This window comes from Candidatus Pristimantibacillus lignocellulolyticus (genome assembly GCA_023639215.1).
Taxonomy (GTDB): domain Bacteria; phylum Bacillota; class Bacilli; order Paenibacillales; family Paenibacillaceae; genus Pristimantibacillus; species Pristimantibacillus lignocellulolyticus.
On record CP097899.1, the window covers coordinates 407,652 to 422,378 of the forward strand.

The 14,727-nt window shown below is 35.3% G+C and carries 18 protein-coding genes; 11 read left to right on the forward strand and 7 right to left on the reverse strand.

Annotation, left to right across the window (positions count from 1 at the left end):
* Positions 1-260: 260 nt before the first annotated feature.
* Together NAG76_01710 and NAG76_01715 are read left to right on the forward strand one after the other, a co-directional pair.
* Positions 261-830 (forward strand): TetR/AcrR family transcriptional regulator, encoded by a 570-nt coding sequence (locus tag NAG76_01710; GenBank protein ID URN95003.1) that lies wholly within the window; start codon positions 261-263, stop codon positions 828-830.
* Positions 831-981: 151 nt separating this feature from the next.
* Positions 982-2,412, forward strand: coding sequence for a DHA2 family efflux MFS transporter permease subunit (locus tag NAG76_01715; GenBank protein ID URN95004.1), 1,431 nt, complete (start codon positions 982-984; stop codon positions 2,410-2,412).
* Between the two features lie 126 nt (positions 2,413-2,538).
* Here NAG76_01715 and NAG76_01720 read toward each other — a convergent pair whose 3' ends face one another.
* The 3 genes from NAG76_01720 to NAG76_01730 form a co-directional block, all read right to left on the reverse strand.
* Positions 2,539-3,015, reverse strand: coding sequence for a DinB family protein (locus NAG76_01720; protein ID URN95005.1), 477 nt, complete (start codon positions 3,013-3,015; stop codon positions 2,539-2,541).
* 259 nt (positions 3,016-3,274) lie between these two features.
* A complete protein-coding gene (locus tag NAG76_01725) occupies positions 3,275-3,439 on the reverse strand; it encodes a hypothetical protein (GenBank protein ID URN95006.1) in 165 nt (54 codons plus the stop codon).
* Between the two features lie 42 nt (positions 3,440-3,481).
* Entirely contained in the window at positions 3,482-4,333 is an 852-nt protein-coding gene (locus NAG76_01730; protein ID URN95007.1) for an alpha/beta hydrolase, read from the reverse strand.
* Between the two features lie 221 nt (positions 4,334-4,554).
* Between NAG76_01730 and NAG76_01735 the strand changes: the two genes are divergently transcribed.
* From NAG76_01735 to NAG76_01760, 6 genes are all read left to right on the forward strand, one after another.
* Complete coding sequence (locus tag NAG76_01735) at positions 4,555-4,719, forward strand: DUF1328 domain-containing protein (protein ID URN95008.1); 165 nt, start codon at positions 4,555-4,557, stop codon at positions 4,717-4,719.
* Between the two features lie 57 nt (positions 4,720-4,776).
* On the forward strand, positions 4,777-5,178 hold the full coding sequence (locus NAG76_01740) for a general stress protein (GenBank protein ID URN95009.1): 402 nt from the start codon (positions 4,777-4,779) through the stop codon (positions 5,176-5,178).
* Between the two features lie 106 nt (positions 5,179-5,284).
* Positions 5,285-6,421, forward strand: coding sequence for a fused response regulator/phosphatase (locus NAG76_01745; protein URN95010.1), 1,137 nt, complete (start codon positions 5,285-5,287; stop codon positions 6,419-6,421).
* A 103-nt stretch (positions 6,422-6,524) separates the two neighbouring features.
* The gene (locus NAG76_01750) at positions 6,525-7,052 is read left to right on the forward strand and encodes a hypothetical protein (protein URN95011.1); all 528 of its coding nucleotides are present in this window, start codon (positions 6,525-6,527) and stop codon (positions 7,050-7,052) included.
* 86 nt (positions 7,053-7,138) lie between these two features.
* The gene (locus NAG76_01755) at positions 7,139-7,465 is read left to right on the forward strand and encodes an STAS domain-containing protein (protein ID URN95012.1); all 327 of its coding nucleotides are present in this window, start codon (positions 7,139-7,141) and stop codon (positions 7,463-7,465) included.
* Between the two features lie 2 nt (positions 7,466-7,467).
* Positions 7,468-7,893 carry an ATP-binding protein gene (locus NAG76_01760; protein ID URN95013.1) on the forward strand — a complete coding sequence of 142 codons (426 nt, stop codon included), beginning with the start codon at positions 7,468-7,470 and terminating at the stop codon, positions 7,891-7,893.
* A 78-nt stretch (positions 7,894-7,971) separates the two neighbouring features.
* Here the strand turns inward: NAG76_01760 and NAG76_01765 are convergent, their stop codons facing one another.
* The 3 genes from NAG76_01765 to NAG76_01775 all read right to left on the reverse strand — a co-directional run bounded on the left by NAG76_01765 (position 7,972) and on the right by NAG76_01775 (position 12,237).
* A complete protein-coding gene (locus tag NAG76_01765; GenBank protein URN95014.1) occupies positions 7,972-8,541 on the reverse strand; it encodes a YdeI/OmpD-associated family protein in 570 nt (189 codons plus the stop codon).
* 61 nt (positions 8,542-8,602) lie between these two features.
* Positions 8,603-9,454: a protein-glutamate O-methyltransferase CheR gene (locus NAG76_01770; protein URN96737.1), complete on the reverse strand. Its 852-nt coding sequence runs from the start codon at positions 9,452-9,454 to the stop codon at positions 8,603-8,605.
* Between the two features lie 26 nt (positions 9,455-9,480).
* On the reverse strand, positions 9,481-12,237 hold the full coding sequence (locus tag NAG76_01775) for an ATP-binding protein (GenBank protein URN95015.1): 2,757 nt from the start codon (positions 12,235-12,237) through the stop codon (positions 9,481-9,483).
* A gap of 129 nt (positions 12,238-12,366) precedes the next feature.
* Here NAG76_01775 and NAG76_01780 point away from each other — a divergent pair, with 129 nt between their 5' ends.
* The 3 genes from NAG76_01780 to NAG76_01790 are packed head-to-tail and all read left to right on the forward strand — an operon-like array spanning position 12,367 to position 14,069.
* Entirely contained in the window at positions 12,367-12,819 is a 453-nt protein-coding gene (locus tag NAG76_01780; GenBank protein URN95016.1) for a DUF948 domain-containing protein, read from the forward strand.
* Between the two features lie 36 nt (positions 12,820-12,855).
* A complete protein-coding gene (rsbW, locus tag NAG76_01785; GenBank protein ID URN95017.1) occupies positions 12,856-13,299 on the forward strand; it encodes an anti-sigma B factor RsbW in 444 nt (147 codons plus the stop codon).
* Positions 13,296-14,069: a sigma-70 family RNA polymerase sigma factor gene (locus NAG76_01790; protein URN95018.1), complete on the forward strand. Its 774-nt coding sequence runs from the start codon at positions 13,296-13,298 to the stop codon at positions 14,067-14,069. The genes rsbW and NAG76_01790 overlap by 4 nt, the downstream gene beginning before the upstream one ends.
* A gap of 194 nt (positions 14,070-14,263) precedes the next feature.
* Here the strand turns inward: NAG76_01790 and NAG76_01795 are convergent, their stop codons facing one another.
* Positions 14,264-14,620, reverse strand: coding sequence for a YtxH domain-containing protein (locus NAG76_01795; protein ID URN95019.1), 357 nt, complete (start codon positions 14,618-14,620; stop codon positions 14,264-14,266).
* Positions 14,621-14,727: the final 107 nt, after the last annotated feature.

Genomic DNA, 14,727 nt, shown 5'->3' on the forward strand with positions numbered 1-14,727 from the left:
CATGAATCTCATATCGATACTTCTATTATCTCACAATTTCTAGCATTCGAAACAATACTTTACCATGACCTTCAACACGAATTCAACATTGCTTCGAATACTATTCATTAAGTAAAGTTTAACCTAAATATCCTTACCTATATATACTTTTTATTCAAAATCTCTACTTAGTATGGATAATTATTTATTTGACAACTAAAGTAATTCCACATATCATTAGTAGACCGGTTTATATAATTTTTAGAAAGGACTTTACCAATATGACTGAAAAGCGTAATTCTCGTGAACTTCTAATAGAAACTGCGTCCAAACTTTTTCGAATTCGTGGATATTATGGCGTTGGTCTAAAAGATATTCTTAGTGAGAGTGGTGTGCCGAAAGGTTCGCTATATCATTATTTCCCTAACGGTAAAGAAGAATTAGCAATTGAGGCAATCAATCATACAAGATGTATGGTAGTTAACGAGATTCAAGCTAAATTTAAAGAAGTTGATGATCCAATTGAGGCTATTCAATCTCATATTTTACAATTGTCTGAGATTTTCTCAGAAACTGATAATTTGCTTGGAGTGCCAATTGGAACTATTGCCGCTGAAACTTATTCAACTTGTGAGCCTATACGAATTGTTTGCCAATCAACATTTGAAAACTGGCAAGCATTATTTACAAAAAAACTATTGGAATCAGGCTATAGTGAGCAACAATCTAAGGAATTAAGTATTGTTATTAATGCTTTAATTGAGGGTGGCATTATATATTCTCAAACTTCAAACAGTGGAGAGCCTCTTCGTATTATAGCTGATAAAATTCCACATTTATTAATGAAATGATTAAAAGTTAAGTTTATGCTTTCGAAGATACTTTTCATTACAGAGAAGTAGTTCAAGAGGCTATGAAAAGTTTAGTTTATGCTTTCGAAGATACTTTTCATTACAGAGAAGTAGTTCAAGAGGCTATGAAAAGTATTAGGAGGAAATATTAATGACAGCAAGTGCGATTCAACAGCAACAAAATATTAGAACAACCCCTATTTTGATTTCATTTCTGATTGCTGGATTTATTGGATTATTCAGTGAGACAGCACTGAACATGGCATTAGGTGATTTAACGGCTTTATTTGGAATTAGTTATTCTTCAGTACAATGGCTTACAACAGGCTATCTGTTAACGTTAGGTATACTTGTTCCCGTATCAGGACTGTTATTACAGTGGTTCACGACTCGTCAATTATTTGTTAGTTCATTGTTGTTCTCGATTCTGGGAACACTAGTCGCAGCGTTAGCACCAAGCTTTGCGGTACTTATGGTTGCTCGTGTTATTCAAGCAATCGGAACAGCGTTATTACTGCCTCTTATGTTCAATACGATTTTGGTAATATATCCAATTAACAAACGTGGTGCGACAATGGGCTTAATGGGGCTCGTTATTATGTTTGCCCCAGCAATTGGTCCGTCTATGTCTGGCTTAATCATCGAGAATCTAAGCTGGAATTGGATCTTTTGGATCTCACTTCCGTTTTTCGTTCTAGCATTGCTGTCTGGTTTGAAATATATGCAAAATGTTTCAACGATTACTAAACCGAAAATTGACATTCTGTCCATTGTACTTTCAACAATTGGTTTTGGTGGATTTGTGTATGGTTTTAGTAGTGCTGGTGAAAATGGCTGGGGAAGTATGACCGTAATTACTACCATTATTATTGGTCTTGTAGCCTTATCATTATTCTCAATTAGACAACTCAAAATGAAAAAACCAATGATTGATTTACGAGTATTTAAATACCCTATGTTTACTCTAGGATTGTTAGCTGTTTTCTTAACTTTTATGGTTATTATGTCGTCAGCAATTTTATTACCAATGTATTTGCAAACCGGCCTACTACTAGCTGCTTTCTCTGCTGGTCTTGTCCTTCTGCCTGGTGGAGTATTCAACGGTTTGATGTCACCAATTACAGGTCGTATATTTGATAAATATGGTCCACGAGGACTAGTAATTCCTGGATTTATCATTATGATTGTGATGTTATTCTGTCTAGCTAATCTTTCTACAGAAACATCCGTCATTATGGTTATTGTTATGCATGTATTGCTTATGATCGGTATATCTATGGTAATGATGCCTGCCCAAACAAATGGTCTTAATCAGTTACCGAAAAATTTATATCCTGACGGAACAGCAATTATGAATACATTGCAGCAAGTGTCTGGAGCTATTGGTACTGCGATTGCTATGACGATTATGTCAGCATCAAAAGATAATTATATGAAGGATGTCGCTGATCCTACAGACCAATTAGCTAACGCCGCTGGTTTAACCGCTGGCGTTCAAGATGCCTTTATTTTCGGATTAATTCTTGCTTGTATCGGTTTACTCTTATCATTATTTATTAAAAAATCTAACAATGAAAAATAAATAGTGTTAATGATGTATGAATATCATTAAACAATAACTAAATTTATTTCGCAATATAACAACAGCCCCTCACAAAATTAATATCCTTGTGAGGGGCTGTTGTCTATATTACATATAATAAGTGAATTATGCTTTAGCCATTTCCTTCGTAGGACCCATAACTGCAGGAACAGTAAGACCTGCTTGACGTAACAATACTGTCATCTGACCACGATGATGATTTTGGTGATCGATAAATGCTCTAAGTAACTTACCTCTAGTGGAAGGACCTGAGAAACTTTGAATTTCTTCTACTAATTGTGCTTCTGATAATTGACTAACTTGCTCACGTACTGCTTGAGCAACTTGCTCGTATCTAGCAACAATATCTGCTACATTAGAAGGTGCTGATTCGCCATGACCTGGAGCTGGAATGTTCAATCCCACTACGCCACCAAAAAATCCCGTTGAACCTACTAAGTGCCATGCTAACCAACCAAGAGAATTATGTCCATCGACAATAGATTGACCGATTTTTTCATCAGTAATTGCTTTAATCACTTGTAATGTGCCATTAGATGACGCGTTCCAATCCTCAATAAAATCCTCAATATTTCGATACAAAATAAACACCTCTTATACATTTATGTGTAACCCATCTAGCTTGTTTGAACATCCATGACTACTTCATACTTTATTATGAAGACTAATGCATCACTTCTGTCATCACTTCTGTTCGTTATATTAAGTCTACTAGCCAACATGTAATTTGTCCAATTATCGTGCAATTAATTCCGTTGTATCTGCCCCGACTCATTTCCATTCCTATTTAAACCAACGAATAGAGCAGCCTTTGCTTTACTCAAAGACCGCTCTATTCTAGTTATCTACTTCGCACAGTTACTTCTTGTTGATCATTCAACAAGAAACAAAAAGCAAGTAAATCATTCGTAGTAAGAAAGAACATTATTTTTTTACCATGATTCATTTGAATTTTTTTCTTTTCCCGCTTCTTCTTATTATTTCTTTTTTCAGTAATCTTGTTCACTTTCTTAAACCTCCTATTTCACTCTCCAGCACTATCAGTTTACTATTCTCGTTCTTCCTTCTTCTCGTAAAGAATTTTCAAATAATTTGCTATTACTCGGGATAATTGGTTAGGAACTTCCACTAAACTCATATGTGCTACCCCTTCAAACGTGTTCTCCAAAATATGAGGATAACCAAACGTCGAATCTGTAATACCTTTACCAGTAATTGAGAATGTATCTAGTGGAGATACAATATTATCTTCTGCTCCTGCAACTAATAGAATAGGATAAGTTGCATTTGCCAGCACATGGCTACGATCAGGACGTTGCATCATTCCTTCGAGTGTACGAATAGCTCCTGTGGCTGTCATTTCTAATCCTACTGTTATAATGTCGTACACTTCACCTTGCATTTTTCCAAGCTTAGCGTCCATAAATAACTTTGGAATAAGTTTCTTAACGTAAAGATTAATACCATTATCAGAAATATCATCAATATCTTGACGTCGCTTATCTTTCACTTCTTCTGAATCTGGCAGTGCAGTAGAATGGATTAATCCGAGACCCAATAGCTTGTCCCCATATTTATCTGCAAAAGCAAGCGTTACATACCCACCTAAGGAGTGACCAAACATCACAACTTTATCAATCTCTAATTGCTCTATTAATTTATATATATCATCAGCCATTGCTTCCATTGAATAAACGCCATTAGGAGTAGACGAGCCACCATGACCACGTAATTGTGGCATGATAATACGATACTTTTCACTTAACAGTGGGCAAACTTTATGCCAGTATTGAGAAGATCCGCAGAAGCCATGTAGGAGTATTACCGCTATCCCGCTACTATCTCCGCATTCCTCATAGACCATATCGATACCGTTGACGCTTACCTTGTGCTTATTCATCGTAGAACACCTACCTTTACAAATTTAGTTTCAGCTCTATATTCTATTAAACTAATTCAGCTCTTTTTGAAACATTAGCTAGTTTAAATAATTATTACTTCATTAAATATACGAAAATAGTTAAATATATTGGGTTGTTAATTTCGATAATATGTTTCATTATCCGGAAAATTGGTTATTACATATCAAGCTACAAAAGCCAAGAAAGAAAGGTGATTCTCATGTTAGGATGGACTTTAGTATTTTTCTTTTTAGCAATTGTCGCCGCAATTTTTGGATTCCTTGGAATTGCATCAACATTGGCAAGTATAGCTAAAATACTTTTTGTCATTTTCCTCGTACTATTTATTGCTTCACTTATTTTAGGTAGAAGACGAACAATGTAACTCGACTTATCAGTTACAACAAAATCTAATTTTCACCACATTTAAGGAGGATTTACAATGGAAAATTTAATGAATCTTGAAACTACAAAGGTACGTATCGTGAACAGTATTACTGAAGTACAGGACCAAGTTAACCTATTTCAACGTGAAGGATACTTAAATGATAATATATTTGTACTCACACACGATAAAGACAGAACTTCACGTATAGTTGAAAAAACAGACGCAACAACAATTGGCATGGCTGAAGAAGGTTTTGGTACTACCATCGCCAATATGTTCCGCTCTACTGGAGATGAGCTGCGTGCCAAAATGAGATCGCTTGGTATTTCTAAAGCAGATTCTGAACGCTTAGAAACTGAGATGGATCGTGATAAGGTTCTAGTTATTGCGTGGAGCGGAAAAGAATATGTAGGGGAAGATTATGACCCTGCTGTATACTATTACACTTATTATTAATTATCATATTGACCTTTTTCTGAATGACTCGAAAGACCTACTCATAAGAGTAGGTCTTTCGAGTATGGTATAGTGAGATAGATATCTTACATAAGGAGGCTTACCTATGAGCATCATAATTGTTGATGACAATGTTACCAATCAGCTCATTATAAAGACAATATTGAATAAAGCTGGTTATACCGATTTGAAAATCGCCTCCTCAGCGACGGAGTTATTTCATATATTAGGCGTCAATTCTACCATTGTGAAAGAAAGAGATGCTGAACTGATTCTGCTAGATTTGATGATGCCTGATATCGATGGGATAGAAGCATGCAAGACGCTACAGCAAGATGAACGCTTCAGAGATATACCTATCATCTTCGTAACTGCAGTTGGCGATTCTAACAAAATGGCCGAAGCACTAGATGCTGGGGCAAGTGACTATGTCATGAAGCCTATAAATAAGATGGAGTTATTAGCTCGGATTCGTTCCGCCTTACGACTAAAAAAAGAAATAGATTGGCATAAAGAACGAGATCAACGTATGAAGAATAAGCTTGATCTCGCTAAACAAGTGCAACTAAGCGTATTAAGTAAAGCAATAAACGATGAAAATATTGAAATTAGCGCAGTCTATCAGCCATCTTCCGAACTAGCAGGAGATTTCTATGGATGGTATCGAATTGATAAGCATCGCTATGGTGTTATTTTGTTAGATATGATGGGTCATGGTATTTCCGCTTCTTTAGTATGTATGTACATCTCATCGATATTAAAAGATACCATTACTCGTATCTCTGATATGGAGCAAGTTATCCATGAGCTTAACCGCTATATGAATCAGTTACATATGAAAGATGAATTAATAAATTACTATTTTACAGCGATATATATGGTCGTAGATACTAAGGAAAAAACTGTAGAATACGTCAATGCAGGTCATCCTACAGGTGTTGTATTTGTAGATGATAGAGTTGAACTACTTGAACATTGCTGCGGAGCAATTGGACTATTCGATTCTTTGAATGTTAACAAAGGATTATTACATTATGAAAATACTATGGAGATCATACTATATACAGATGGATTAACCGACTCTATTGCGGACGGTGCAGAAATTCCTATGGACAAACTTATACAATTAATGAGTAAAGAAAAAGATTTAGACCCTGCAGCACTTGTCGGGCAAATCATCCCTGAATGTAATGAGCGAAATCAAAAAGATGATATTTGTTTAGTAAAACTTATTGTTAAGTGAGTTTGAAGCTTTCTTATACTCAATTATTAATTAAATGTTTCAAGACCATCAATTTGGTTTATACATTATTAATTAATTGATTTTGTATTAGGAGGATGATGATATGAAGGTTATTCTATTAATCAGTTACCTAATAGTTAGTATTGTTAGCCCTATTCAATTGAACAATGTGACGCCTATAGCTGAAGCGGCTACAGTAGACTTAGCAGAACAGAGTAATATCTTAGTTAATAAGCAGCCTCAAGAGATCATTACGCTACATTCTGTTAATGGTATTTCCTTATATGATGATACTTCTACAGTCATCGAAAAATTAGGTGCTCCAAAACAGATAAGTATCGATCCATATTTTGTTGAATATGAGATGTACGAGTATGCAAATATGACCATTAGCTTTATAGATGATATTGTCGATAGCGTAGAAGTAAAGAATGGCGCTTCTTCCGTGATGCTGGATCAAGTTGAATTACCGATTACGATTGCAGAGCTAAAGTTAGCTCTTGGAGAGCCAGACTATGTAGCAGATGATGGCCTAGTTTTCCAAAGAGATGAAGCCATTCTAAAACTTTTTATTGATCAAGAAAATGATCAGCTACAATCGATAGCTTTTTATCATATTGCATCAACCTAACTTCTCAGTGTTAAAAATATATACACTTGATTCGATTGCGCTTTGTTGGTATTATTTACTAAATTATAAAGACCGGAGTGAAAGCAATGTCAGTTAAACAATTTCTTATTGAACAAGTAGAAAATAATGAAGCGTACATTTTACATGTAAGCGGAGATTTAGATCTTGCAGTTGTTCAGCAGTTTCGAGCTGTGCTTGGTCCTATCGTGAATCAATCTGAAAAAGCATTAATTCTTGATTTGAAAAATCTAAACTATATTGATAGTACTGGAATTGGAATAATCGTTTCTATACTTAAAATCCGTGATGGGTTGCATGCACCTTTTATTGTTCAAAACATCCCACCACCTATTAAGCGATTATTTGATTTGACAGGTATCTCTGGATATTTAACAGAAGGGACCGAAGTGTAAGCATGAAAGAGATCCGTTTGCAAATTCCTGCCCATGCCGATTTCATTGATATTGTAAGAGTATGTCTGTTTGGTATTGCTACAAAATTAAGCTTTTCTTATGAAGACATTGAAGACATGAAAGTTGCCGTCTCAGAAGCTTGTAATAATGCTGTACTTTATGGATCTGGAACAACAGAGCATAATACTATTGATATATGTTTTGAAAGTCGAGATCATAGTCTGACTATCAGAATTAGTAATAAAGGCCAATCATTCGAACATGTAGATGCATTAGAAAAAGCTTCCCCTCTTCCAGAAACGGATATTAGTGAATTACCTGTCGGCGGATTAGGAATCTATCTCATGCAAGCACTTATGGATGAAGTTACAGTTGAAACCAACGATAATATTACTCAAGTTACACTAGTGAAATTCCTTACAGCGTAAGTGTAAGTACTTTATGATAAAACAGATCAAGACAGGGATGCTTTCACCCCGACCTTGATCTGTTTTTCTTGACGTATGTTAATAATTTAGAAGGCGACCATTATCGTGCCATTGACCGTACATTTTATTTTCTTTAGTGTTTATTATAAATTTGTCTAATCTAGTATTAAATATTTCCGGATCTTTTTTATTGCTTTGTATCGTATCGATCCGAATTCTTTGATAAAGAGCTGGAAATGCCAAAAAGTTCTCATATACTTGCTTTTGCTCTTTGAGTCGTTTCTCTATAACGCTATCTATCTTAAAAGAATCATCGTCCATATTAGGAAGTACTTTTCGACCTTCATCATCCATCAACCCTAACTTTTCGAGGCGGCGAACACGTTCCTTATTTAATTCAGTCCATGAACTTTTTTTACTTCTAGGAGACAGTCTCTGCGCTAGCTCAGTTTCAGATATTTTCTTTTTAACTCCGTCTATCCATCCAAAACATAAAGATTGTTCAACGGCGTCCAAGTATAGCAAAGTATCTGGGTTTGGCGTCATACTAACTATGACCCAACAACATTTTTCAGTCTTACTATTTTGCTGTAACCAAACCCTCAAATCTTCTCCTGATGTTACTTTAATTAGATTTTCAATCTCCATAGATAAACCTCCTTTCAGTCGATCAGTTATCACAGCGTCTCCATGGCTCACAAAAGTGCTGTTACTTCACCTTGCGAAAAATCCGCTCACACGGGACAATTTCCTCATATTGAGCTTTGTTAGCCGCAATGATCGACTCCATATTACCTAGTAATAGAAATCCATTCGCTGTTAAACTTTCATGAAATAAGTTATGAACACGGTGCTGTAGTTTTATATCGAAATAGATCATTACATTTCTACATAAAATAATATGAAATTCATTGAATGTACTATCCGTTGCTAGATTATGCTGTGCAAACACGACGTTATTCATAATCTCTGGATGAAAAATGGCATATTGATCATCTGTAATATAATAGCCCGAAAATTCTTTCATTCCTCCAGCAAGCATATAATTTTTCGTAAAGGTTTGCATTTTTTTTAATGAAAACTTACCTAATTTTGCTTGTTCTATTACTTGCTCATTCATATCTGTCGCATATATCTTAGTTTTGTGTAGCAAGTCTTCTTCCTGCAACAAAATAGCCATAGAATACACTTCTTCTCCAGTTGAACAACCTGCATGCCAAATTCTAATCTCCGAATAATCTCTTATCATTGGGATGATTTTCTGCCGAAAAGCTAAAAAAAATGAAGGATCACGATACATTTCCGTTACCCGAATAGAGAGATCATTAACTAATGTTTTCATAAATTCAGGTTCATACAATACCTTCTCTAGCAAAGAAATTATAGTAGGCAATTTTTCAACTTGCATCCGGTTAATGATTCTTCTTCGAATTGATGATTGCAAGTAATTACGAAAGTCAAAGCCGTACGCCTCATATATCGCTTCTAACAGTAGTTTTATTTCAATACGTTCAAGTTCATTAGATCTGCTCGAATCAGATTTTAGCCCAGTATTACTTATGTTACGATCATCAGAATACTGCTTACTCAATGTCTCACCTGCTTCGTTAGCCAAACTGTCATTAATGAGAATAATTGATCCATATTAATTGGCTTACTAATATAGTCTGAAGCCCCTGCCTCAAGACAACGATCTCGATCACTCTTCATCGCTTTTGCAGTGAGAGCAATAATTGGAACATCTTGTAGTAAAGTATCTTTACGAATTGCTCTCATCGTCTCAAATCCATCCATTAGCGGCATCATAATATCCATTAGAATAAGATCGTAGTTACTACCTTTTTGTAATATTTCCATACAGCGAATGCCATTACCAGCTACAGTGACATGTACCCCTTTTCTTTCAAGTGCTTTTACTAATGCATATACATTACGTGCATCGTCTTCTACAACAAGAACCCTCTTATCAGCAAACAATGAGTTCTCTTGATGAGTGACAATGTGATCTTCAACAGTTATATTTGGTTCATCTGCTGAAATAATAACAACCTGTGAATCGGTTGAAGCAGCCACTTCTTCATTACTATTGGTTATCTGTTCGATTTTTGACTGACTTAAGTTAGGTAAGTACAAAGTGAAAGTACTACCTATTCCTGGAGTACTGTCTAGTGTAATTTTACCACCTAATAATCTTGAAAATTCGTTACAAATTGATAATCCAAGCCCGGTTCCACCATATTGACGATTCGTCTCTCCATCCACTTGCTGGAATGCTTCAAAGATCAATTGTTGCTTATCAAGTGGAATTCCTATACCTGTATCACTAACTGAAATAGCTAATACTTGTTCATTACTATACATTGGTAATAATTGCTCCACTAATGTTTGCTCGGCACGTCCAAGTGTCAACTTCACAGAACCTTCATTCGTAAATTTGAAAGCATTAGACAATAGATTTTTCAAAATTTGTTGTAATCTTTGACCGTCTGTATGCCATGTGTCTGGTATATTATTCTGTGTATGAATATTAAACTGAATACCTTTCTTATCTGCAATCGGTTCAAAGTTAAGCTGTATCAACTCTGGAATTTCCGTTACATTCACTTCATCAATCGTTAAGATCACTTTACCCGCTTCAATTTTTGATAAATCAAGAATATCATCAATTAACTTAAGCAAATCATTTCCGGAAGAATGAATCACTTTAGCGTAGCCCTCTTCGTCTATACTTAATGAGCTATTTTCATTATCAGCTAGTAGCTGAGACAAGATTAGAATACTGTTCAATGGAGTTCTTAGCTCATGTGACATATTAGCTAGAAAATTCGTTTTATACTGCGAACTTTGCTTTAGTTTAGCTGAATATTCTTCTAGTTCTATCTTCGCTTTTTCTAATTCTTTTGTTTTTTGTTCTGCAAATAAATTCTGTTCTTCCAAATGTTCTGTTGTCATACGCATCTCTTCTTGTTGCATTTGCAGTTCTTCTGATTGCGATTGTAATTCCTCTGTATGCGCTTGAAGCTCTTCCGTTAATACTTGAGATTCGCTTAGTAACCGTTCGACTTCCATTCGCCCTGATACATTGTTAACCGCAATTCCAAAATCTACTTCGATTTCCTCAAGTAGTTTAAGATGCTGAGAACTGAAAGGTTCTAAAGAGGCAAACTCCACAACTGCTTCCACCTTGTCCTCATATTCTATTGGAACGATTAGAATGCTTTGCGGTACAAACTGTCCAAAAGCTGTAGTTATCATTGCTGGATGGTCTTGAGCACCATTCAATAGAAAGATACGTTTCTCAACTGCACATTGCCCTACTAACCCTTCACCCATCTTAAATTCATATTTTCCGACATTTTCATCAAGCCCAGCATAAGAAGCAATATTAACTAACGTCTGATGTTTATCATTACCTTTGCGTATATAGAATACTCCATATGTAGCATTCACCATTGGAGCAACTTTAGATAAGAAAGATTCCCCTAAAGTCGTAAGGTCATTAATTCCTTGACTCATTGTGGCAACCTCTGCTACTTTTGTCTGAATCCAGTGTTTCATTTCCAAACTCGTTAACAACTCATTTGTTGCATCTCCCAGATCTCGTAATTCGTCTCGTGTATTTACTTTTATTCTTGTCGTTAAGTCGCCACCAGCAGAAGCCATTTCTGACATCGTTTTAACGACTTGCTTAATCGTATTGACAATTGACCCAGACACAAATGCAACTATCATAAGTGCGATAACAGTAACGATAAGCAGCATGACATAAATTCCTATCGTTAATAATTGATTTCGATTTTCTAATTCACTTACATATGCTCTCGTAGATTGGATTTCCTGCGTATGCAGTGAATCAAACTTATTTCGCAAGTCATCAATATTTTGTTTACCTATATCATTACGAAAAAACTCGGTTAATTCTGTTGTTTTATTTTGTTGTTTCAATAGAATAGTAGGTTCACCCACTGTATCTATCCAAGCTTGAATAGATAGTTTAATTTCTTCAAGCTCACTTTGGGTACTCAGATTATCAGCTAGATGGGTATATAAACTGTTGTATTGCGCTCTCCACTGTGATTTCCCATTTTTATATGGTTCAAGATATGCTTCATCACCCGTTAGTAAATACCCTCGCTGTCCAGTTTCCATATTTAATGTAGAATTTCTAATCGAAGCGATCAAGTTATGAATTTCAATATCACGAGTAGTAATACTTTCTACTTCATCCTGCAAGGCTGAAATTCTATCGGTTACGATAACAATGGATACGCTTAGACAACATATTACGAGAATATATCCTATCGCAATTTTCATTCGTATATTTAATCTCAATCCCTTTAGCATCATTATCTCCTTTTCATTCTTTATCGATTTAATAGAATACAACAATTATAACATGACTAGGTTTTTCTATTTTTCTGATTCAAACTCGACAACCTTGGGTAAATATTAAAAAAAGAGGATGTGATAAATATGGATCTTTTTATTCAAATTGGCATGATCATTATTACGATTGCATTTATTATTCTGATGTATTCCATTGTACAAACGTTGAAAGTATTGAAAGCAGCTATTGAAGAAATGCGATTAATGATTGGACAAGTTCGAACGGATGTCTCACACATTTCAGAGGATATGAAAGAAGCCATCCATAACACGAATGAAATGACACTCGATGTACGTAAAAAGTTAAGCTCCCTCAATATACTTTTTGCAACCGTCAATGATATTGGACAAGCTGTTCACTCCTTCACAGGTATAGCCAAGGAATCTGCCGCTAGTCTCGCCACAACATTGAAGAAGGATCAGCGTCAAACTGTACAAAGTGATCATAATAAAGCAAAATCTAATGATGGGATTTCTACCGCAATAATAGATACTATTATTTCTTCATTACGAATATGGAAAAGAGTCAAACGATATTAGACTATAATAAAGTAACCATAGAGAGGAACATGACTAATGACAAACCCTCGTATTCAATTAACTATACCTGCCCAAGCAGAATATATCGATATTGTAAGACTGACCTTATACGGAGTAGCTAACAAAGCTGGATTCTCCTATGAAGATATTGAAGATATGAAAGTAGCTGTATCAGAAGCATGTACAAATGCTGTACTTCACGCTTATGACTTTCAGCATTTTGGCTTAATTAATGTTACTTTTGATTTAGAAAGAGACTATATTTGTATTACTGTCAAAGATTCAGGTAGCAGTTTTCAATATGAACAAACGATTGGTAAATCTGGCGCTCTTCATAATCAACCATTAGATAATATTGTTCCTGGAGGACTAGGGATATATATGATGCATGCCTTAATGGATAGCGTCGAATTCCGTACCGACCTCGGTACGGAGGTGATTCTAACAAAAAGATTAAGCAGAAAAGAGGAACTTGCATGAATAACAAATCCTCCTGTCTTAATCCAGAACAAACGATAGAATTGATGGCGATCTATAAAGTAAGTGAATGTAATGACATTGCCACTGAATTACTCCGTCATTATAAACCACTTATTCGAATGGCGGCCGTCAAAATGTCTCGTAGTCGACCAGATTTGTTTGAAGATCTATTTCAGGTTGCTCAATTATCCATGCTACGATTATTTAAACAATATGACCATGAACGTGCTATCCCATTTGAAGGATATGCAATGAAAAGTTTAATTGGCCATCTTAAAAATTATTTGCGTGATAAATCATGGTATATACAAGTACCTCGAAGAATTAAAGAAAAAGGCTTACTTATTCAGAAATCGATTGACCATCTTACTATTACGCTTCAACGTTCTCCTAATGTAGATGAAATTGCAGCTCACATGGAACTAACCGTTGAGGAAACGATTGAAATTCTATCTTCTCGTGAATCTTATCAATATATTTCGCTAGATACACCGCTCTCTACAGATAATGATAGTGCAACCATTGGTGATCTCATAAATTCTCAAGTTGATGAATATAAGGCCGTTGAGCATCGGATTGATCTAGAAGATGCTTTAAAGCATTTGAAAGAAGAAGAACGTAATGTGCTTAATCATATCTATCATAATGATCTATCACAGCGTAGTATTGCAGAGCAACTGGGTATCTCGCAGATGAGTGTCTCACGTATACAGAAGCGTGCCATCCTAAAGCTACAAAGAATATTAGCTCAGAATAAGTTAGATGAATAATTGCTTTTCTTCATACAATTCATATCTTCCTACCTCATTTTGCTTCTAATACCTTATCCTGATTGAGAGTTAACAATCAGGATAAGGTATATTTGTGTAATAAGTAACATTTATTATGACACAACTAAGCAGAATTGCTCTTTTCGCAATTCTGCTTAGTAACCTTTTAATACTCCTTTATGTGACTGTGAGCTTTATTTGTCTGTAGCTGATAGCTTATCTTTGAGCTCATCTGTTGTGGAAGCAAAAGAATCTTTAATATTCTGTTTAGATTCTTTTGCTTGATCAGCAAGACTAGATGCTTCTTCCTTAACACTTTCAACAATGTCTTTCGTTGTACCACCAACAGTGGACGCAATCTCTTTCGTTTTTTCACCAACAGTAGACGCGATTTCTTTCGTTCTATCACATAATGAATGATATTTATCTGATAGTTCCTCTCGCATCTTGGCACCTGACTTAGGAGCTAGTAATAGTGTAGCGATGATACCCATCGTGCCTCCTATTACAGTCCCTAGCAATATTCCACTACTTCTCGTTTCATTTGGCATTTGATATCTCTCCTTTTTGTTTCATATTGATAATAACGTGTAACTGATGTATCAACTTCTTATTATGTAGTAACCACTCTAGCAATCTTTGAAACATATTTATTGAA

What these genes read in the sequence shown, in the direction of transcription:
- NAG76_01745 (URN95010.1), top strand. Translation starts at nt 5,285, where the DNA reads ATGAGCATCATAATTGTTGATGACAATGTTACCAATCAGCTCATTATA.
- rsbW (URN95017.1), top strand. Translation starts at nt 12,856, where the DNA reads ATGACAAACCCTCGTATTCAATTAACTATACCTGCCCAAGCAGAATAT.
- NAG76_01760 (URN95013.1), top strand. Translation starts at nt 7,468, where the DNA reads ATGAAAGAGATCCGTTTGCAAATTCCTGCCCATGCCGATTTCATTGAT.
- NAG76_01710 (URN95003.1), top strand. Translation starts at nt 261, where the DNA reads ATGACTGAAAAGCGTAATTCTCGTGAACTTCTAATAGAAACTGCGTCC.
- NAG76_01735 (URN95008.1), top strand. Translation starts at nt 4,555, where the DNA reads ATGTTAGGATGGACTTTAGTATTTTTCTTTTTAGCAATTGTCGCCGCA.
- NAG76_01780 (URN95016.1), top strand. Translation starts at nt 12,367, where the DNA reads ATGGATCTTTTTATTCAAATTGGCATGATCATTATTACGATTGCATTT.
- NAG76_01730 (URN95007.1), bottom strand. Translation starts at nt 4,333, where the DNA reads ATGAATAAGCACAAGGTAAGCGTCAACGGTATCGATATGGTCTATGAG.
- NAG76_01715 (URN95004.1), top strand. Translation starts at nt 982, where the DNA reads ATGACAGCAAGTGCGATTCAACAGCAACAAAATATTAGAACAACCCCT.
- NAG76_01790 (URN95018.1), top strand. Translation starts at nt 13,296, where the DNA reads ATGAATAACAAATCCTCCTGTCTTAATCCAGAACAAACGATAGAATTG.
- NAG76_01775 (URN95015.1), bottom strand. Translation starts at nt 12,237, where the DNA reads ATGCTAAAGGGATTGAGATTAAATATACGAATGAAAATTGCGATAGGA.
- NAG76_01755 (URN95012.1), top strand. Translation starts at nt 7,139, where the DNA reads ATGTCAGTTAAACAATTTCTTATTGAACAAGTAGAAAATAATGAAGCG.
- NAG76_01740 (URN95009.1), top strand. Translation starts at nt 4,777, where the DNA reads ATGGAAAATTTAATGAATCTTGAAACTACAAAGGTACGTATCGTGAAC.
- NAG76_01795 (URN95019.1), bottom strand. Translation starts at nt 14,620, where the DNA reads ATGCCAAATGAAACGAGAAGTAGTGGAATATTGCTAGGGACTGTAATA.
- NAG76_01750 (URN95011.1), top strand. Translation starts at nt 6,525, where the DNA reads ATGAAGGTTATTCTATTAATCAGTTACCTAATAGTTAGTATTGTTAGC.
- NAG76_01765 (URN95014.1), bottom strand. Translation starts at nt 8,541, where the DNA reads ATGGAGATTGAAAATCTAATTAAAGTAACATCAGGAGAAGATTTGAGG.